This window comes from Peristeroidobacter agariperforans (assembly GCF_004138335.1).
Lineage (GTDB): Bacteria > Pseudomonadota > Gammaproteobacteria > Steroidobacterales > Steroidobacteraceae > Steroidobacter > Steroidobacter agariperforans.
Genome location: NZ_RYFW01000001.1, coordinates 1971501 through 1991844, shown reverse-complemented (window position 1 = coordinate 1991844; position 20344 = coordinate 1971501). Strand labels below are relative to the sequence as shown.

The window sequence follows — 20344 nt, the reverse complement described above, 5'->3', positions numbered from 1 at the left end:
GAACAGCGCACTGACTCAGGGCGTTGGTGGGTCGGGACTGATTCAGCCCGACACCCGAGGAGCCATTCATGGCGACCAAACGCAAATACAGCAAGAAGGCGTCGAAGAAGGTCGAGAAGACCATGCGCGAACGCAAGAAAGGCACGCTGCGCAGCGGTCGCTCCGGCAAGAAGGTGAAGAGCCGCAAGCAAGCGATCGCAATCGGCTTGTCCGAAGCGCGGCGTTCCGGAGCGAAGGTGCCGAAGAAGAAGAGCAGCCGGAAGAAAAAGAGCTCGAAGAAGAAATAGGCCGCTCGACGTGCGCAGCTCCAGTCAAGACCTGGAACTGCGCACGAGCAACAGCGCGCTGAGTGCGATCAGCGCCAGCGCGCTGAGGGTCAAAGAGGTGTGAATGCCGATCGCGGCGCCCATCAGTCCCACCGTCACACCGCTGAACGTTCGCAGCCCCAGCGCCATCATCGAGAACACGCCCAACACGCGACCGCGTATGTCAGCCGGCGCGTTCAATTGCACGAGCGTCTGAGCCATCGAGTTGAAGGACAGGTCCATGAAACCGGCGATGAACAGCAACAACACCGCGAGCGAATAGAACGACGACATGGCGAAGCCGGCCAGTGCAGCACACCAGAGCATCGCCAGGATCATCGCCGTGCGCGGATTCGGCGCCAGCCAGCCACGACTCTCCAGGATGAAGCCTGCCGTCAACGCTCCAATTGCGTCCGCGCCCAACAATACGCTGTAGGAAAGATCCGCATTGAAGTGACCCAGCGAGCGCGCGAAGTCCGGCATCTGCGGCAGGTAAGCATTGCCGATGAAGAACGACGCGCCGCCCGAAAGCAGGATCATCGACAGCAAGGTCTTGTGCGAGCCGATGCGATGCAATGTCGATGTCACATCGCTCAACGACAGCAATGCGCGTCGCGGCGCTCCCTGCCCGGCCGCGGCCCGCGAATATGGCGCTTTCCACAACCAGAGGATCGTCGGCACATAGAAAAATGCATTCAGGAGAATGCCGTGCGTGGGACCGAGCAGCATCAACAGCGCGCCACCGATCGCCGGCCCGCCGAGCAAGCCGAGTTGCCGCGACGTTGCGTTCAGCCGCACGGCGCTCTGCAGATCCTCCGCTGGCACGACGTGATGGAGCAGCACCTGCGCAGTAGGCGTCCACAGCACGCCGGCGATGCCATGCAGAGTCAGCAGCACCATCGCATGCCAGACCTCCAGCGTATCGGTCAGGAACAGCGCGCCCCAGGCGAGCGACACTCCCATGAATATCACCATGCCGATTTGAATCAGGCGTCGCGGATCGAAATGATCGGTCAGCGCGCCGACCGGCAGGGACAACAGCAGGAACGGCAGCCAGTGCGACACCACCGCGAACGCACCGAGCGCATTCGACTGGAACTTCTCGAACATCATCCAGTAGCTGATGACGTGCTCGACGCTGTCCGCCATCATCGCGCCGGCGAAGCTCAGGAAGAAGCCACGATAGCCCGGGTGGCGCAGGGCCGCGAAGGAGCGGCGCGCCGGCGCCGGAGTAGTCGCGTTATTCACTGGCTGTGTCCGAATGCGGTTTCGCGCGCAGCGGCAGCTCGGGAATGAACAGCACGACGAACAGCGCGAGGCCGACGATCCACAGCGCCCGCTCCAACATGTGAGCGATCGAAGCCGCGAATGCTACTTTCACGCCGCGCTGAATGTCGGCGACCAGCTTGTTTGCATACATCGCCATCCCGGCCTTGACCATCTGCAGCGCGTTTTGAGCCCGCTTGGCGACAATCGCATTTTCCGTCGCGAGCAGGCTGTCGCGAAACAAGGTGGCGACGCCCGCAATCACGTCCGGTTCGTTCCACGCGCGCGAGGGAATATTTGCCAACTGCTTTTTCATGGCCGGCGACAGATCGGGATCCTTCAGCAATCGATCACGCCCCGCTTCGCCCGCCTTCAATTCGGCGACCAGAGCATCGGTGCGTTCCTGCAGCTCGTCGTGTGTCTTCGCGCGCAGCCCGCCATCGCGCAGCGGCGCTTTCACCGCTTCCGGCAGTCGTGGATCGGCGAGCACGTCCTGCACCGCTCGCTGATCTTCGTTGAAGGCGCGCTCGATGACTTGATATCGCTCGTCGAGCGCCGCCTGCACGCGCGCACGAATCTGGTCCACGTTCATGGCCTGACTCTGAGCGTGTGCCAGATCCAACTGCGAGACGTTGCCGCCCGGCAGCTGGGGCACGTGCTTGGGCAACTCAGCCGTGAGCGCGTGCGTAAGAAATGTTCCGAAGATGGCCACGCCGACCGTCGAGCCGATCTGCCGGCTGAACTGACTCATGCTGGTGGCCACGCCGATCTGATTCGCGGGCGCGGCGTTCTGAATGACCAGGCTGAACAGCGTCTGCGCCGGTCCGAGGCCCAGGCCGGTCAATGCGAGCCGCCACGTCAGATCGGCTTGCGTCGTGGCCGCGCCGATGCCGGTCAGCGACACGACGCCCGCGACGAGCAGCACTCCGCCGCTCACCATCAGCAATTTGTACTTCCCGGTGCGTGCGACGATGCGACCCGAGCCGATGCTGCTGACGATCAAGGTGAGCATCAACGGCAGCAAGGCCACGCCACTCTGCACAGCTGAAACGCCCTGCACGACCTGCATGTACAACGGCATGAACATCACGACGCCGAGGAAGGCCATGCTCATGACGAACGAACCCAGCGTCGCGATCCGGAAGGTGGGAATGCTGAAAAGGTGCAACGGCAGAATGGGCTCGCGGGCGCGCCCTTCGACCCAGATGAGGATCGCCAGCGACACGAACGACATGACAAACAGGCTGACGATGGGTGGCGAATCCCATGCGTAGTGCGTGCCGCCCAAAGTGAGGCCGAGCAACAACGATGCCGCCGTCAGCACAACCAGCACAGCGCCCAGATAGTCGATGTTGCCGCCGCCGCCCTTCCGCAAGGCAGGCATGCGATAAACGATCATGAACAAGGCGAGCGCGCCGAGCGGCAGGTTCACATAGAACACCCAGCGCCACCCGGCGATCTCATGAGCGCCCAGCGACACGGTGCCGTGATCGGTGAAGAAACCGCCGATGAACGGCCCCACGACCGTCGCCAGACCGAACACCGAGCCGAACACACCAAACAACCGGCCGCGCTCGCGGGGAGGGTACATATCCGCCATGACGGCGAACGAAACAGTCATCAACGCGCCCGCACCCAGTCCTTGCAGAGCGCGGAACACCACCAGCTGCATCATGCCGCTGCCCAGCACCGGCAAGCTGCCGAACTCGCCGCTCAGTCCGCACAGCGCCGAGCCGACCAGGAACACCACGACGCCCAGGATCAAAATGGGCTTGCGTCCGTATTGGTCGCTCAACTTGCCATAAAGCGGCACCGAAACCGTCGAAGTGAGCATGTATGCCGTCGTGACCCAGGCATACATCGACAGGCCTTGCAGCTGCTCGATGATCCGAGGCATGGCCGTCGCGACGATGGTCTGGTCGAGGGCACTGAGCAGGACCACGACCGCCAGCGCCGCCAGCGTCAGGCGCCTTTCGGCGGACGTGATTTGTAAGTCGCTCGAGTCGTTCAAGGGGTGGGTTCGGGGTCGCAAAAAACGCCGCAGAGCTTAAACCGTCCGCCGCCGCCCCGCATCACAACGTTCGGTCTGTCGTGATTTGAATTCGGCTGGTCGCAAGCGCCCAAACCAGCGGACCGAGGTGCGGTCCAATCCGCACCTGGCCATTGTAAATAACAGGGAGCCGTGCGATGCGAGTCATTGCCGCTGCCATCCGTAACCCCATCGCTGTCGGCGTGACCGTGCTGCTCGTCGCCCTGTTCGGCACGCTCAGCCTGCTGGAGCTGCCGCTGCAGCTGTTTCCGGATATCGAGCGACCGACCATCGGCATCACGACCAACTGGCGGGGCGCCTCCCCCGAGGAGGCCGAGGCGGAACTGCTGGAACCGCAGGAACGGGTGCTGCAAGGCCTGTCGGGCGTGGAGGAAATCACCGGCAACGCCAACAGCGGCGGCACCGATGTCACGATCACATTCGCCATCGGCACCGACATGAAGGCGGCGCTCGTCGATGTGATCGGCCGCATGAGTCGTTTGCCGCCGTTGCCGCGCGACGCCGATCGACCCATCGTCCAGTTGGGTGGACTCGGCGGTGACACCAACGAGAGCCTTACATGGTTCTTCGTGCAGCTACTGCCGGGCACCCCGGGTCCGATCGACAACTATCGCCGCTTTATCGAAGACGTCGTGCAGCCGCGTCTCGAATCGATTCCCGGTGTGGGCGGCATACGCGTGAACGGCGGCGCGCCGAACGACATCCGTATCACCGTCGATCTGCCGCGAGCCGCCGCGCTCGGTGTGGGCATTCCCGATATCGCGAGGCTGGCCGCGAGCGCCAACAATGTTTCTGCGGGGCAGCTCGATGTGGGCCGACGGCAGTACGCATTGCGCTATGCGGGCCGATACGACGTGGATCAATTGGGCCAACTGGTGCTGGCGTGGCGCGATGGCCAGCCGGTGCGACTCTCTGACGTCGCCGTGGTCGAGGCCCGTCCACCGGACCAGCTCTTCTATTCGCATCAGAACGGCAATCCCGCCATCGGCTTGCAACTCTTGCGAGCGCCAGGCGCGAACGTGCTCTCTACGCTCGAGGAAGCCAAGCGCGTCGTCGCCGAGCTGCGCGAAGGGCCGCTGCGCGAGCGCGGGCTTGGGATCGAGCAATCGTTCGACGCCTCGGTGTTCATCACTCGGGCCGTCAATCTGCTGATCGAAAATCTGGTCGTCGGCGCGCTGCTCGCGCTCGTGTGCGTGTGGTGGTTCATGCGGAACGTCCGCGCCACCGTGATCATCGCGACCACCATCCCGATCTGTTTGCTTGCGACGTTCTGTGCGCTGCACCTCGCCGGCCGCAGCATCAATGTGATCTCGCTCGCCGGACTCGCGTTCGCCGTCGGCATGGTCGTCGAAGGTGCGATCGTCGTCTCCGGCAACATCATTCGCTTGCGGGAAACCGGCATGCCGATCGATCAAGCGGCGCATGACGGCACGCGCCAGGTCGTGCCCGCGCTGTTCGCATCGACGACCACGACGATCGCGGTGTTCCTGCCCGTGTTGTTCCTCAAAGATGTCGAAGGTCAGATCTTTGCCGACCTGGCGTTGACCATCTCCATCGCCGTCGCATTTTCCATCCTGGTCGCGATCACTTTCGTGCCGGCCGCTGCCGGGCGCATGCTGAGCGGGCCTGCGCAGAAATCCGGTTATGGCGAAGGCTGGCCCGGACTGACCGACAAGGTCATCGAATGGACGCGCACCCGGCGTCAGCAGGTGATGTGGGTTCTCGTGTTGTTGGTCGCGCCATTGCTGCTGTCGTGGGCGTTCCTGCCAAAGCTCGACTACTTGCCGCCGGTGAAGCGCGCAGCGATCGACGCGTACTTCAGTTTTCCGCCGGGCATGAGCCCGGCGACGGTGGATCGCGAGATCGTCACCAGGCTGCACGAGCGCATGCAGCCGTACATGACCGGCGAGAAAGAGCCGCGACTCAAGAATTATTACGTGCTGCTCTGGCCTGGTGGCGGCACGCTCGGCGCGCGCGTGATCGATGACGAGCGCATCGGCGAGCTGGAACGCATCGTGCGTGACGAAATTGTCGTCGGCATTCCCGACACGCGAGTGTTCGTCAATGAAGGCGAGTTGTTCGGCGGCATCGGCGGCTCGGCGCGCTCGGTCGCGATTCATCTGCAAACCACCGACACCGCCTCGTTGAACTCAACCGCTGCGGATGGCCGGCGACTGTTGGAGGAAACATTCCCCGGCGCAAATGTGCAGTCCTTCCCCAATACGGACGTGCAGGTCCTGGAGCTGCGCGCCGAGCCCAACGATCGACGCATCGCCGAAGTTGGCTGGGATCGCGCAGCGTTGGGCACGGTCGTCCGCTCGCTCGGCGACGGCGCCTGGCTCGGGGAATACTTCGATGGTCAGACCCGCTTGCCGGTGATCCTGCGAACCAATCTGGGCGAGACGCCCGAAGATCTCGCGCAGGCGCCGTTGATCACGCCCTCGGGCGAAGTCGTGCCGCTCGGCGAACTGGTTACGCTGGAGACGACGCTGGTTTCGGAGCAGATCCGACGCGTCGATCATCACCGCACCGTGACGCTCACCATCGATCCGCCGCCGACGCTGTCGCTGGAAGACATGCTCGCGAAGATCAACAGCGACATCGTGCCCCAGTTGCGCGCCAATCTGCCCGCCGATGCAAATATCCGGCTCGCGGGCAGCGCCGATCGACTGGACACCATCATTGCCACCATGAGCGGCAACTTCCTGCTGGCGTTGCTGGTGCTGTTCATGCTGATGGCGGCGATGTTTCATTCGCTGCGCGATGCGCTGGTCGTCGTGCTCACGGTGCCGCTGGCGCTGGCCGGCGGCGTGCTCGGCATTCGTTTGCTGGGCGTGGTGGCGTTCCAGCCGCTCGACCTGCTCACCATGATCGGCTTCATCATGATGATCGGCATCATCGTCAATCACGCGATCCTGCTGGTCGACCTCACGCGCGAGGCGATGAATCACGGTCACAGCCTGGAAGAAGCGCTGCGGATGTCGCTCAATCAGCGACTACGCGCGATGGTTGCGAGCACGCTGACCGGTGCGCTTGGCGCCTTGCCCATGGTGGTCAATCCTGGACCTGCCAGCACCATCTATCGCGGCCTCGCGGCTGTAAATGTCGCAGGCGTGATTGTGAGTATGGTGTTTTCGATCGTGCTGCTGCCCAGCTTGATGCGACTCGTCTACGAGCGTCGCGCGCCGGCGGCGGCGACTCACGATGCCGGTTTGTTAACGGAGACTGCGCAATGATGCGAATCACGAAAGGATGGTTGCTGATGCTGTGCGCCGCGAGTGCCGGCGCTCAGCAAACGAAACCCGAGCTGCCGGTCGTGATGGTCGAAGTCGCGCAAGCCTCGGTGACGCGCGTGGCGCCGCGACGCTGGGTTCCCGGCAGTGTCGTCAGTCGCAACGATGCGCGGCTCGCGACCAGCGCCGCGGGCCGGTTGGAATATGTCGCCGAAGTGGGCACTCGCATTCGCGCCGGCGAGCGCGTTGCGAAGCTGGAAGACGAAGCCGTGCGCCTGCAGGTCGAAGATGCGAAGGCGGAGATGATGCGCATCGAGGCGCAGCGCGCGATGTCGGAGCGACAGCTGCAGCGGATCGAGAAACTGGCGAACAACTCCATCTCACAAACCCAGCTCGACGAAGTCCGGTCGCAGCTCGCGATGCTCACAGCTCAGCTGCAACAGGCGGAGGTGCGTCATCGTTCCGCTAAACACGATTTGGAGCAGACGGAAGTTCGGGCGCCATTCTCCGGTGTCGTGACGGAGCGGCTCGCTCAACGCGGCGAATACGTTGCGACCGGCGCGTCGATCGCGCGACTCGTCGATACGGTTCACGTCGAAGCGCGCGTCCAGGCGCCGCTGGCGCTGCTCAGCTCTGTGAAGCCGAACATGGAGTTGCCGATCAAGGTGGCGAACAAACAGGTCCCTGCAACGGTGCGGACGGTCGTGCCGGTCGGCGAGGAACGCTCGCGGCAGTTCGAGCTGCGCATGCTGCTGGCGGACAGCGCCTTCAACGTCGGCTCCGCCCTCGAAGTCGGCCTGCCCGAACGCGACGCGACCGAAGCCCTCGTCGTCCCGCGCGACGCCATCGCCGTCCGCCAGAGCGGCAACTACCTGATGCGCATCCGCCGCGACAACACCGCTGAACGCGTCGCCATCACCTCACTCACGACCGACGGCGACCTCGTCACCATCGACGGCCCGGTCAGCGCCGGAGATGTCGTCGTCGTCCGGGGCGTCGAACGCCTGCAGGACGGCCAGCGCGTCACCATCCTGACTCGCGATGCCTCGCTCAAAGCCAAGCCCCGGCCGGACGCGTGAATCTATTCACCCGACTTTCAAGTTTTCGCCCCCGAGCACAATCAAATCATCGCGCGCACCTCTGAGGCGGCCCATCCTACTGCGGACACCATGGTGTGTTATGCACGGGCACGGCGCCTGGTCGAGCAGTACTGGCAGGTCCCTACCCGGCCACTCCTCCACCGTAACCGCGTTGCATTCCAAATAAGAATGATTATCATCGGACGGCTCTAATCGCTGGGACCAGCCACGCCCGTTTGAGGCCCGACTTGCGCGGCCGAGACCGCTAGCCATCCCTGATGTCGTCGGGAGGCGTATGCAGTCGGGAATCGGGCGCGGGTCAGCACGGTGGAGTCGCTAAGCATGGCGGCGCTCACGCCTTCCTATCGCCTGTCCGTCGCCGCACGAGCCCTCGCAGCCATCGTCGGTGGTTACGCGCTGACCGCGCTTGCCAGCTTCGCGATGGCGATCTTCCTGCCGCTGTCGAGAGCCGAGGCGTCGATGACGGCGACGCTGTCATCGTTCCTCATCTACGCCTGCGTCGTGATCTGGGTGTTCGCCGCTCGCACCACCTGGCGCGCGTGGGCGGGAATCGTCGGCTCCATGATCGTGCTCGGTGCACTCGTTTGGCTGCAAAGACAGGTGGCTGCGTCATGAAGGAAGGGTTTCGCCAATCGATGGCGTGGCTGCACACCTGGTCCGGGCTGGTGGTCGGCTGGATTCTGTTCGCGGTGTTCGTCACCGGCACGCTGAGTTACTTCCGCCCCGAGATCTCACAATGGACGCGGCCGGAGCTGCGCGACGTAAAGGCCGACGCGAACGCGGCGTCGAAGACAATCGCGACGCTCAAGGAGCGCGCGCCGAACTCGCCGCGTTGGTTCATCACTTTGCCGGAAGCGCGTGAGCCGATAGTCCGGGTGACGTACCGAGATCCCAACGGCGGCGGCGAGGGACGGCGCGGTTTCAAGACCGCCTGGCTGGATCCAAGCACCGGCGAAGAAGTGAAAGCCCGCGAGACGCGCGGCGGCGACTTCTTCTATCGCTTCCATTTCGAGCTGAGCATGAAGCCCATCTGGGGCCGTTGGGTGGTCGGCTTCTGCGCCATGTTCATGTTCGTCGCCATCATCAGCGGCGTCATCACCCACAAGAAGATCTTCAAGGACTTCTTCACGCTTCGCCCGAGAAAGGGCCAGCGCTCCTGGCTCGACGCGCACAACGCCGTCGGCGTGCTCGCCCTGCCCTATCACGTGATGATCACGTACACGGGCCTCGTGACGTTGATGTTCATGTACATGCCGTGGGGCGTGCAGGCGAACTACGGCGACAATCGTGAAGCTTTTTTCGCGGACGCCACCGGGGTCGCCGAAGAAGTCAAACCGGCCAATCAGCCGGGCGTGCTGACCGACATCGAGCCGCTGCTGCACGAAGCGCGCACGCGATGGAATGGCGCGCACGCGGCGTTCATCACGATCAACAATCCATCCGACATCAACTCGCGCATCACGATCCGCCGTGACACCGAGGGCCAGCTGGCCAACAGCAATCGAAACGTCGTGTTCTCCGGCACGACCGGCGAGGTGCTTTCCGTTGCAGGTGAACCCGCGCCAGCCTCACAGACGCGCGCTGTGATGTTCGGCCTGCACATGGCGACGTTCTCTTCGACGACCCTGCGCTGGCTGTTCACGCTGTCTGGCCTCGGCGGAATATTGATGGTCGCGAGCGGCCTGGTGTTGTGGACGGTAAAGCGCGCTCCCGAGCGCGCCAAGCTGGGCTACACCCCGTTCGGGCACCGGTTGGTCGAAGTCTTGAACATCGGCGTGATCACGGGCCTGCCGATCGCGGTGGCCGCGTTCTTCTACGCGAATCGTCTGCTGCCAGTGGCGCTGGCCGATCGGCCGGCTTGGGAAGTGCGCGTCTTCTTTGCCGCCTGGCTGCTCAGCTTCGTGCTTCCGATGATCCCGCCGGCGCGGGTCGCCTGGACGACCCAGTTGGTCGCGGGCGCAGCGCTGTTCGCGGCCCTGCCGGCGGTCAATGCCCTCACCACTCAGACCCATCTAGGCATCACCCTGGCCCAAGGCAACTGGGTCTATGCGGGCTTCGATTTGACAATGCTGGGCATCGCCGCCCTGTTAGGTTTGACGGGGTGGTACGCCTCCCGCACGCCCGGCAGCCGCAAACCCGCGCAGCGTAAGGCTCCAGAAGCCCTGAATCTCCCGGCAGAAGCGGAGCGGGCGTAATGTCCTTATTCCCATTCGCGCTGACGTACTCGGGGTGGGCGGCGCTATGCTTCGCCATGAGCCGCCATGCCCGCGAGCTCTTGCAGCGGGAGCCAACGCCCCTACAAAGGGCGCTCCTGCGCGCCGCTGGCTGGATCGCTTTGACCGTGTCGTTATGGATGACCGCCGCCCAGGCGGGCTGGCCGATAGGCACGGTCGAATGGTTCGGCATGCTCACTGCGAGCGCCGTGAGTTTCGTTTTACTGCTGACGTACTACCCCCGGGTGGCTGCCGGCCTGGGACTGGGGCTGCCGATCTGCGCCTTGGCGGGTCACTTTCTGGTCAGCGCGTGATGAGGAATTGAGGAACCAAATGTCTGCTTTCAACACTGAGCGCGTTCTGCGAGTCCGTCACTGGAACGACACGTTGTTCAGCTTCGTGACGACCCGTAATCCAGGCCTGCGCTTCGAGAACGGCCAGTTCGTCATGATGGGCCTGCAGGTCGACGGCCGTCCGCTGACCCGCGCCTACAGCATCGCGAGCGCCAATCACGAAGAGCACCTCGAGTTCTTCAGCATCAAGGTGCAGAACGGCGCGCTCACCTCACGCCTGCAGCACCTGCTGCCGGGTCACGAAGTGCTGGTCAGCCGCAAGCCCACCGGCTCGCTGCTGATCGACGATTTGAAGCCGGGCAAACATGTGTACCTGCTGAGCTCGGGCACGGGCCTCGCGCCCTTCATGAGCCTGGTCAAGGATCCGGCGCTGTACGAGAAGTTCGAGAAGGTCGTGCTCCTGCACAGCGTGCGCGCCACCAGCGAGCTGGCCTACGAGGAATATCTGACGCACGTGCTGCCCAAGGACGAGCACATCGGCGAAATGGTCGCCAATCAACTCATCTACTTCCCCACCGTAACGCGCGAGCCGTACCGCAATCGCGGCCGCCTGACGGACCTGATCGAGAGCGGCAAGTTGTTCGAACAGATCGGCCTGCCGCAGCTGAACCCGGAACACGATCGCGCCATGATTTGCGGCAGCCCGTCCATGTTGAAGGACCTGTCTGCCATCCTCGACGCGCGCGGCTTCCAGATCTCCGCGCACATCGGCTCGCCCGGCGACTACGTCATCGAGCGCGCGTTCGTCGAGAAATAACCTTCCGATCGACGGCACCGGGCCGCAGCGCGGCCCGGTGTTAAGAGGATCAACCTAGTCGATATTCACGGTCACGCTGACCGGGCAGTGATCGCTGCCCATCACGTCGGTGTGGATCTCGGCCTTTTTCACCTGCTTGCGCAGCTTCTCCGACACCAGCCAGTAATCGATCCTCCATCCCACATTGCGCGCGCGGGCATTGGAGAAATTGCTCCACCACGAATAATGGCCGTTGCCTTCCGTGAACATGCGGAAGGTGTCGACGAAGCCGGCGTCGAGGAAATTCTGGAAGCCTTCGCGCTCCTCTTCGGTGAAACCTTTCTTGCCGCGGTTCGGCTTGGGATTCGCCAGGTCCAGCTCGGTGTGCGCCACGTTGAGGTCGCCACAGAACAGCACCGGCTTCTTCTTTTCGAGCTGCTTGAGATACGCCAGGAACGCCGGATCCCAATGTTTGTGCCGCAACGGCAGCCGGCTCAGATCGTCCTTGGCGTTCGGCGTGTACACCGTGACCACGAAAAACTTATCGAACTCCGCGGTGATGACGCGGCCTTCTTCGTTGGCGTCGCGCTTGAGCTCATCGGCGAACGAGAACTTCTTGGCGAAGTCCTTGGGAAAGCCGTTGATCACATCGAGCGGCTCGCGCTTGGAAAAAATCGCCGTGCCCGAGTAGCCCTTCTTGACCGCCGAATTCCAATACTCGTGATAACCGGCGAGATCGACCTCCGCCTGGCCGCGCTCGGCCTTGGTTTCCTGCAGGCACAGGATGTCGGGCTTGTGCTCTTTCACGAACGTCTGAAACGTTCCTTTCTTCACGACGGCGCGGATGCCGTTGACGTTCCACGAATAGAATTTCATTTGTTATTTCTGATCGCCGCCATGAGTTGCAAACACCGAAGTCTTGCCTTCCTTGTCGACCAGCAGCACGTCGTAGCGATCGACGCGGCCCGACGGCACTTCCATGCCGGGCGATCCGGCCGGCATGCCCGGCACGGTCAGGCCCTTCGCCGCCGGTTTTTCACTCAGCAGCCGCTTGATGTCCTGCGCCGGCACGTGGCCTTCGATGAAATAGCCGCCGACTTCGGCCGTGTGACAGGAACCCATGCCGTACGGCACGCCGACGCGCTCCTTGATGGGCGATAGATTCTCGAGGTCGTGCACCTGAACGGCGAACCCCGCCGCCTGCACATGCTTCACCCAAAGACCGCAGCAGCCGCAGGTAGGCGTCTTGTTCACGACCACGACGGGCGCGGCGGCAGCCGAAGCAATTTGTGCCACCGCGGGCAAGGCAACCAGCCCAAGCAAAGCCTGGCGACGATTCATGGCGATCTCCGGGACGGCCGAAAACGATTGAAGGCGGAGCCTGCCACGCAGACTCCGCCCCAATGATGACCGCGACCCGAGGAACTGACCAGTCTTGCCAAACGACAAGCGCTTACGCTTGCATCCAGCCAGGCTTTGACTGGTTTCGGGCCGTCGCTTGGATTACTCGCCTTTGTCGTTGTCCGCCTCGTCCTGCTTGACCGTCTTGCCGGCAGCTTGACGTTCCTCTTCACGCGCACCGGCCAGGATGCCCGGCAGCGCGTAGTTGCCTTCGTGGCAGGCGTACTCGTACATGAGGTCCGGCGTCGCATTCATCGGCAGCTCGCCGGCGAAGGGTTGAGTGAGCGCCGGATCTTCCACCTTGAACTGATACAGGATCTGATCGGCCGAGATACGAGTGAAGCGCTCGGTGACTTTGCGATCCGGCCCGAGACCGCGGAACGTCTGCATCGGATGGAAGTTGGTCGTCTCGACCACCAGCGTGTCGCCTTCCCAGCGGCCGATGGAATCGCCGTACCACTTCTTCACACTGTTCGGCACGTGCTTGCCGCCGATGCGCACCACGCGCGCGTCGTGAATCATCTCGACCAGGATCATCACCGTGTCCGGCGTCTGCACGATCGAATACGTGTTGTTGTACATGAGCGGCAGCATCGGCGGTCCGGCGCTCGAGCCGAACGAAGTCAGACAGCGCTCACCGAGCGAACGCAGCTCGGGACCATCGACCGGCCCCGCGCCTTTGCGGAAAGCAGCCACGCGCGCCGCTGCTTCTTTGCCTGCAGCGGGCGTCATGGGAGGAATGCGGCCGTTCGCCGGCTCGGTGATGATCGAGCTGCGCGGCTCACCGTTGATGCGAATCACCTGCGTGCCGCGATCCACCCAGAAATTGTTGTAACCGCAATTGGTGCCGCTGAAACCGTAGCCGCAATCCTTGGGCAGATCCTGAATGCCCAGCTTCGGATCGGTGGGCTTGGCGTTCTCTTCGACGTGCTCCGCGGCGGCGCCTTCGATCTTCTGCGCCTCTTCGGCGGTCAGCGCTTTGCGATCGCCCTGCGCCGGCGAGCGCTCCAACTGTGTGAGCGTCGCATTGGTCCAGTTGCCCTGCAGGTCCGGCTTGCCATCCGGAGTGCGCGGCACTTTCCACCCTGCGGCAGATGCGCTGACGACACAAACGACCGACAGAATACTGCCCAACAGAACGCGGGCACTCGACGAACGATATTTCATAGCTCCCCCACTCGCGTCACTCATGCAACGCCCGCGCAGTGTTATGGATGAGGCGCAACGAGACAATCGCGTGCGCCCCGCTTTGACTTTTCTTTTTACGGCGCCCCGGTCGAATCCGGTAAACAAGCATGGGGGATTCACATGCCAGCGTGGTTCATGAGCGAGCATTCACTGTGTCGCAAGGCTTTCGCGCGCGTTGCGACGGCACTTGCTTTGGGTCTTGTCGTCAACCAGTTCGCGATGGCGGCCGAAGCCCCTGCACCTGATCCTCGCGCCAATCTTCCCGGCCACCAGGTATATGAAACGTACTGCGCGGCCTGCCATAACATTCCAGGCACTCGCGCCCCTGCGTTGTCAGCGCTGCAATTGATGAGCGCGCAGTCGCTGCGTCTCGCACTCACGACGGGAGTGATGCAACAGCAAGGCTCGATCGTTCCCAAAGAGAAGATGCCGCAGCTCATCGAATATCTCGCGGCCCCGGAAGAAGACACGAATTGGACTGCCGCGATGATGTGCAGCCCCGATCGGCGCAGCGTGAATTTGCAAACCAGTCCCGCGCTGACCATGTTTGGCGTCGATCACAACAACAGCCGGCGCTTAAGCGCCAAACAGGCCGGACTCAGCAGCAAACAATTGCCCGAGCTGGAACTGGCGTGGGCCATCGGGTTCCCGAAGACGACGTCGCTGCGCTCATCGCCGGTGATCGTCGGCTCGACGATGTTTTATGCGCCGGCTCAGAGCGGCAAGCTGCTCGCGCTGGACATCGAGAAGGCGTGCGCGAAGTGGGTTTATGACGTCGGCGTCGCGGTGCGCAGCTCGGTGTCGTTCGGCGCTATCGGTTCTCGCCAAGCGCTGATTCTTGCCGATCAGCAGGCTCAAGTGCACGTAGTGGATGCGCAGACCGGCGAGCGCATCTGGAAAGCAAACGGCCGTCACGATGCGAGCGGCAACATCACCGGCGCTCCTGTTCTCTACAAAGATCGCATCATCGTGCCGGTGTCCTCGTCGGGCGTCGGCAGCGGCGCGAATCCGAAGTTCGAGTGCTGCGTCGGCCACGGCGCGGTCGTCGCACTCGATGCCGCGACCGGCAAACAACTCTGGGTCGCGCACACGATGGAAGACGCGCAATACACCGGCAAGACCAGTGCGACGGGTGTGAAGTTGCGCGGCCCGTCGGGCGCACCTATCTGGTCGACACCTTCGATCGACGCCGAACGCGGGCTGATCTATGCGACCACGGGACAGAACACTTCGCTGCCCGCTACGCCGACCAGCGATGCGGTGCTCGCGATCGACCTTGCCACCGGCCATCTGAAATGGACCTTTCAGGCGCTCGCAAATGATGTTTGGAATCTCGCCTGTCGCCCGGATCCGGCACAGTCCGGACCGAATTGCCCGAGCCCGGCCGACAGCGTGCTGAAGGACTACGACTTCGGCGCCGGCGCCGTGCTCACAAAGAAGCGCGATGGCAGCGACGTCGTGCTCGCGGGACAGAAGTCCGGCGATGTCTGGGCACTGGATCCCGAGCAGAAGGGCAAACTGCTGTGGCGGCAAACATTCGGCGACGGCAGCGCGCTCGGCGGCGTGCACTGGGGTATTGCCATCGACAGCGAATATCGCGTGTTCGCGCCGATCAACGATCCGCACTTCCCCGAGTTCAAAGACTACGTGCCGGAGCCGGGCATGAATGCCATCGACATCGACACCGGCAAAGTCCTGTGGCGCAGGCCCGTCACCGCGGATTGCAGCGACGAGCGTAAAGCTCGCTTCAACTTGTGCGGCGAGAAATATGGTTTGTCGGCCGCGCCGCTCGTGATCGACAAGTCGGTGGTCGCCGGTGCGCTCGATGGGCGCATCTATATTTTCGACGCAGCAACCGGCGACATCGTCTGGCAATACGACACGCTGCGAGATTTCACGACGCTCAACGGCGTCAAAGGGCAAGGAGGCGGCATCGACTCGCATTCGGTGTTCGCCGGCAGCGGCATGTTGTTCGTGGCGTCGGGCTACGGCGGCTTCCGCCAGCCGCCCGGCAACGTGCTGCTGGCGTTTCGTCCGAAGGCAAGAACCCGCTGAGTTTTCATAGGGGGACCATCATGACCAACAGCATCATTCGAGTTTCGATCGCTGCCTGCGGCCTGCTGCTCGGAGGGTCAGCGTTCGCGCAGTCGTCCGCACCGCCCGAGAGCGTGCCCCCGGCCGCCAACGACTACAGCAAGCCCGAAACGTGGCTGTGCCGCCCGGGACGCCAGGACTCTTGCACAGTCGATCTCACGACGACGGTGATCGCGGCGGACGGGAAGCTCACGAAAGCGGCGTTCAAAGCGAATGCGAACGCCCCGATCGATTGTTTCTACGTGTATCCGACCGTGTCGAACGATCCCACGCCGAACAGCGACATGAACGCGGGCCCGGAAGAGAACAGTGTCGTGCGTGCGCAGTTCGCTCGCTTCGGCTCTCAGTGCAAGCTGTATGCGCCGCTCTATCGACAGATCACGTTGAAGGCGCTGCGGGCAGCGATGGCGAGCGGCGGCGGCTTTCCCGCCGATCGCAAGCTCGGTTACAACGACGTCCTCGATGCCTGGAACTACTATCTCCAGAACGACAACAAGGGCCGCGGCGTCGTGCTCATCGGTCACTCGCAGGGCTCGGGCATGCTGACTCAGCTGATCAAGAACGAGATCGACGGCAAGCCGATTCAATCGAAGGTGCTCTCGGCGCTGCTGCTGGGAACGAACATCGCCGTACCGAAGGGCGAGGATGTGGGCGGCTCGTTCCAGAGCATGCCGCTGTGCCGCTCTGCCTCTCAGCTCGGCTGCGTGATTTCGTATGTGACTTTCCGCAGCGACGTGCCGCCGCCCGCGAACTCACGCTTCGGTCGTGTGCCGACGGAAGGAATGCAGGCTGCGTGCGTCAACCCGGCAGCGCCGCAAGGCGGCAAGGCCGAGATGCATGCGTATCTGTCGAGCGGCTTCAACGGTGTGAGCACGGAGTCTGCGCAGCCCAAGCCGTGGGTGACCGGTGCGAAGATCGAAACGCCGTTTGTGAGCTTGCCTGGATTGCTGACGGGCGAATGTGTGAGCAACGATAGCGGCTCGTATCTCGCGATCACTACGAACGGGAATCCCTCGGATCCGCGCACCGATGAGATCCCTGGCGATGTCGTCGCCGGCGGCAACGTGATGAAGGATTGGGGCCTGCACTTGATCGACGCGCACGTCGCGATGGGCAACCTGGTCGACGTAGTTGCGCAGCAGTCGAAGGCGTACCTCAAGAAATAAACGGCTGCCGTGAATTGCTTACACGCGGCGGACGGAACCGAAAATTCCCCCGCCGCGTTCGTCGACCATGCGTTACCTCGCGTTGTGCACTGACTACGACGGCACCATCGCGCGCCATGGCGTCGTCGACCTGCCCACCATCGATGCCTTGGCGCGACTACGCGAGTCGGGCCGCAAGCTCATCATGGTCACGGGTCGCGAGCTGGCCGAGCTCGTTTCGGTATTCCCGCGCCTGGATTTGTTCGACCTGGTGGTCGCCGAGAACGGCGCCCTGCTCTACGACCCTGCGACCAAAGAACAAAAGCCCTTGTGCGAGCCGCCGCTGCCGGAATTCGTAGCAGCGCTGCAGCGACGCGGCGTCTTTCCTCTGAGCGTCGGGCGCACGATCGTTGCCACGCGCGAGCCCTATGAGGAGGTTGCACTCGAAGTGATCCGCGATCTCGGCCTCGAGCTGCAGGTGATATTCAACAAAGGCGCGGTGATGATCCTTCCCTCCGGCGTCAACAAGGCCACGGGCCTGAAGGCCGCCCTCAAAGAGCTGAAGCTCTCCGAACACAACATCGTCGGCGTCGGCGATGCGGAAAACGATCATGCGTTTCTCGGTATCTGCGAATGCGCGGTGGCGGTCGCGAATGCGCTGCCGGCCTTGCAAGAGGCGGCAGACTTCGTGACGAAGGCAACGCACGGCCCGGGCGTGACGCAACTCATCGAGGAGATGCTTCTGGACGACCTCGCCGCCCGCGAACCGGCGCGACGCCGCCGCCACATCGAGGCCGGCAAGAGTCCGCACGCCTGGCAACCCGCACCCAGCCCGCATTGAAGCGGGCCCATTGAAATACCACGATTCGCTTGTATACATCCGCTAGCCGTGAGCTTTCGGCGTGGGCGCGACTCTGGTCGGCGCATCGTGCTTGATGAATGGGCGCGCATTTGTAACCCTGGCCGTCTCGCCGGACACCGAAGCTCACTATGTCAACCAGCAAGCTCGCCGCCGCACTGTTAACCGCGGCGCTCGGAACCATGACCATGAACGCGATCGCCGCCCCTGCCCTCTCGCCGGACAATCCGTTTGCCCGCGAAAGCACGCTGCCCTTCAAGTGGCCGCCGCTCGACAAGATCAAGAACGAGCACTATGTGCCGGCCATGGAAGCCGGCATGGCCGAGCAGCGCCAGGAAGTCGCCGAGATCGTCAACAACAAGGCCGCGCCGACGTTCGAGAACACCATCGTCGCGCTGGAGCGCTCGGGCCAGATGCTGAATAGGGCCGCCACGGTGTTCTTCGCGCTCAGCTCGTCCAACACCAATCCGGATATCGAAAAAGCGCAGACCGACATGGCGCCGAAGCTGTCGGCGCACTCGGACGGCATCTATCTCGACGCCGCCCTGTTCGCACGAGTGAAAAAGCTCTACGACCAGCGCCAGTCGCTCAAGCTCGATCCGGAATCGCTGCGACTGCTGGAGCGCTATCACACCAACTTCGTGCGCGCCGGTGCGAATCTCTCAGACGCGCAGAAGCAAGAGCTGCGCGCGCTCAATGAGAAGATCTCGTCGAAGACCACGGAATTTCGGCAGCTCGTGCTCAAGGGCGATAACGCGGCTGCGGTCGTCGTCGATACGAAGGCAGAACTGGACGGCCTGAGCGATGCGCAGATCGCCACCGCCGCCGAAGCGGCAAAAACGCGCGGCAAGGAAGGCAAGTACGTGCTGACGCTGCTCAACACGACCGGTCAGCCGCCGCTCGCTCAATTGAAGAACCGCGCTGTGCGCGAGCGCTTGTATAAAGCGTCCGCCGGTCGCGGTTGGAGCGGCGAGTTCGACACCACCAAGTTGATCGCCGACATCGTCAAGCTGCGTGCCGACCGCGCCAAGCTGCTGGGCTATCCGACCCACGCGGCCTATGTGCTGGAAGATGAAACAGCACTGACGGCCGAAGCCGTCAACGGCATGTTGAACCAATTGGCGCCCGCGGCCGTCGCCAACGCGAAGCGCGAAGCCGCCGACATGCAGCAGCTCATCGATGAGCAGGCCAAGGCCAACGGCACGCCGAGCTTCCAGCTGCAGGCGTGGGATTGGGACTTTTACGCCGAGCAAGTGCGCGCCAGGAAATACGCCTATGACGACGCGCAGGTGCGCCCGTACTTCGAGTTGAATCGCGTGCTCGTCGACGGCGTGCTGTTCGCCGCGCAGGAGTTGTACGGCCTGAAGTTCACCGAGCGCAAAGATCTGCCCATCTACCAGGAAGACGTGCGCGTGTTCGAAGTGACCGACCGCGACGGTTCGCAGCTCGGCCTGTTCCTGTTCGATCCCTACGCCCGCAGCAACAAACGCGGCGGCGCATGGATGAACAGCTTCGTCGAGCAGTCACGACTGTTCGGCAACAAGCCGGTCGTCACCAACACGCTGAACATTCCCAAGCCGCCGGCGGGCCAGCCGACGCTGCTGACCTGGGACGAGGTGACCACGACGTTCCACGAGTTCGGCCACGCCATCCACGGCCTGTTCTCGAGCGTGCAGTACCCGCAGTTCTCCGGTACCAACGTGCCGCGCGACTTCGTGGAATATCCCTCGCAGTACAACGAAATGTGGGCCACCGAGCCGCGCGTGCTGGCGAACTACGCCAAGCATCATCAAACCGGCGCGTCCATGCCGAAGGCGCTAATGGACAAGGTGCTCGCCGCTCAAAAATTCAATCAGGGCTACGCGACGACGGAATACCTGGCCGCGGCCATCCTCGATCAGCGCTATCACCAGCTGGCGCCCGGCAAGACCCCCGCGGCGAGCGATATTGCCGCTTTCGAGGCGAATGCATTGAAGTCGGCACAGGTGGACTTTGCGCCGGTGCCGCCGCGCTATCGCTCGACTTATTTCCTGCACATCTTCTCCAGCCCGATCGGCTATTCGGCCGGGTACTACGCCTACATCTGGAGTGAAGTGCTGGCGCGTGACACGGAGCACTGGTTCAAGACGCACGGCGGCCTGAAGCGCGAGAACGGCGACCTGCTGCGCTCCAAGGTGTTGTCCAAGGGCTTCAGTGCGGATGCGCTGACGATCTTCCGGGATTTCTACGGCAAGTCGCCCGAGATCGGGCCGCTGCTGGAAGCCCGTGGCCTGACCGGTGGGGCCGAATAGCCCGCTACCTGAATCGGGTAGCGTCGCCGCTGTAAGACAGCGGTAAACAAGGCGAAAGGGGCGGCCGATGCTGTATGCTGGCCGCCCTTTTTTCTGCCGGACAAGGACTC

Annotated in this window: 16 protein-coding genes; 11 read left to right on the top strand and 5 right to left on the bottom strand. The window is 63.2% G+C overall.

Features of this window, described 5'->3' with window-relative positions:
- Positions 1–68: 68 nt before the first annotated feature.
- On the top strand, positions 69–287 hold the full coding sequence (locus tag EK373_RS08670; RefSeq protein ID WP_129642284.1) for a DUF6496 domain-containing protein: 219 nt from the start codon (positions 69–71) through the stop codon (positions 285–287).
- Positions 288–311: 24 nt separating this feature from the next.
- On the opposite strand, the gene EK373_RS08665 is transcribed toward EK373_RS08670, so the two are convergent.
- Both EK373_RS08665 and EK373_RS08660 read right to left on the bottom strand, forming a co-directional pair.
- The gene (locus tag EK373_RS08665; protein WP_129642283.1) at positions 312–1553 is read right to left on the bottom strand and encodes an MFS transporter; all 1242 of its coding nucleotides are present in this window, start codon (positions 1551–1553) and stop codon (positions 312–314) included.
- Positions 1546–3582: an MDR family MFS transporter gene (locus EK373_RS08660; RefSeq protein ID WP_198683160.1), complete on the bottom strand. Its 2037-nt coding sequence runs from the start codon at positions 3580–3582 to the stop codon at positions 1546–1548. The genes EK373_RS08665 and EK373_RS08660 overlap by 8 nt, the downstream gene beginning before the upstream one ends.
- A 176-nt stretch (positions 3583–3758) precedes the next feature.
- On the opposite strand from EK373_RS08660, the gene EK373_RS08655 reads away from it, so the two are divergent.
- From EK373_RS08655 to EK373_RS08630, 6 genes are all read left to right on the top strand, one after another.
- Entirely contained in the window at positions 3759–6857 is a 3099-nt protein-coding gene (locus EK373_RS08655; RefSeq protein WP_129642282.1) for an efflux RND transporter permease subunit, read from the top strand.
- A complete protein-coding gene (locus tag EK373_RS08650; protein WP_129642281.1) occupies positions 6854–7933 on the top strand; it encodes an efflux RND transporter periplasmic adaptor subunit in 1080 nt (359 codons plus the stop codon). The genes EK373_RS08655 and EK373_RS08650 overlap by 4 nt, the downstream gene beginning before the upstream one ends.
- 342 nt (positions 7934–8275) lie before the next feature.
- Positions 8276–8569 carry a DUF3649 domain-containing protein gene (locus EK373_RS08645; protein WP_129642280.1) on the top strand — a complete coding sequence of 98 codons (294 nt, stop codon included), beginning with the start codon at positions 8276–8278 and terminating at the stop codon, positions 8567–8569.
- Positions 8566–10149: a PepSY-associated TM helix domain-containing protein gene (locus tag EK373_RS08640; RefSeq protein ID WP_129642279.1), complete on the top strand. Its 1584-nt coding sequence runs from the start codon at positions 8566–8568 to the stop codon at positions 10147–10149. The genes EK373_RS08645 and EK373_RS08640 overlap by 4 nt, the downstream gene beginning before the upstream one ends.
- Positions 10149–10481, top strand: coding sequence for a DUF3325 domain-containing protein (locus EK373_RS08635; protein ID WP_129642278.1), 333 nt, complete (start codon positions 10149–10151; stop codon positions 10479–10481). Before EK373_RS08640 ends, EK373_RS08635 begins: the two co-directional genes overlap by 1 nt.
- A gap of 19 nt (positions 10482–10500) precedes the next feature.
- Complete coding sequence (locus EK373_RS08630) at positions 10501–11277, top strand: ferredoxin--NADP reductase (protein ID WP_129642277.1); 777 nt, start codon at positions 10501–10503, stop codon at positions 11275–11277.
- A 54-nt stretch (positions 11278–11331) separates the two neighbouring features.
- Here the strand turns inward: EK373_RS08630 and EK373_RS08625 are convergent, their stop codons facing one another.
- The 3 genes from EK373_RS08625 to EK373_RS08615 form a co-directional block, all read right to left on the bottom strand.
- Positions 11332–12132: an exodeoxyribonuclease III gene (locus tag EK373_RS08625; RefSeq protein ID WP_129642276.1), complete on the bottom strand. Its 801-nt coding sequence runs from the start codon at positions 12130–12132 to the stop codon at positions 11332–11334.
- Positions 12133–12135: 3 nt separating this feature from the next.
- Entirely contained in the window at positions 12136–12597 is a 462-nt protein-coding gene (locus EK373_RS08620) for a DUF411 domain-containing protein (RefSeq protein ID WP_198683159.1), read from the bottom strand.
- Between the two features lie 162 nt (positions 12598–12759).
- The gene (locus EK373_RS08615) at positions 12760–13824 is read right to left on the bottom strand and encodes a hypothetical protein (protein ID WP_129642275.1); all 1065 of its coding nucleotides are present in this window, start codon (positions 13822–13824) and stop codon (positions 12760–12762) included.
- A 156-nt stretch (positions 13825–13980) separates the two neighbouring features.
- Here EK373_RS08615 and EK373_RS08610 point away from each other — a divergent pair, with 156 nt between their 5' ends.
- From EK373_RS08610 to EK373_RS08595, 4 genes are all read left to right on the top strand, one after another.
- Positions 13981–15900, top strand: a complete 1920-nt coding sequence (locus tag EK373_RS08610; protein WP_198683158.1) for an outer membrane protein assembly factor BamB family protein — start codon at positions 13981–13983, stop codon at positions 15898–15900.
- A gap of 20 nt (positions 15901–15920) precedes the next feature.
- On the top strand, positions 15921–17105 hold the full coding sequence (locus tag EK373_RS08605) for a DUF3089 domain-containing protein (protein ID WP_129642273.1): 1185 nt from the start codon (positions 15921–15923) through the stop codon (positions 17103–17105).
- Positions 17106–17172: 67 nt separating this feature from the next.
- Positions 17173–17925: an HAD family hydrolase gene (locus EK373_RS08600; RefSeq protein WP_129642272.1), complete on the top strand. Its 753-nt coding sequence runs from the start codon at positions 17173–17175 to the stop codon at positions 17923–17925.
- 149 nt (positions 17926–18074) lie between these two features.
- The gene (locus EK373_RS08595) at positions 18075–20234 is read left to right on the top strand and encodes a M3 family metallopeptidase (RefSeq protein ID WP_198683157.1); all 2160 of its coding nucleotides are present in this window, start codon (positions 18075–18077) and stop codon (positions 20232–20234) included.
- The last annotated feature ends 110 nt before the right edge of the window (positions 20235–20344 follow it).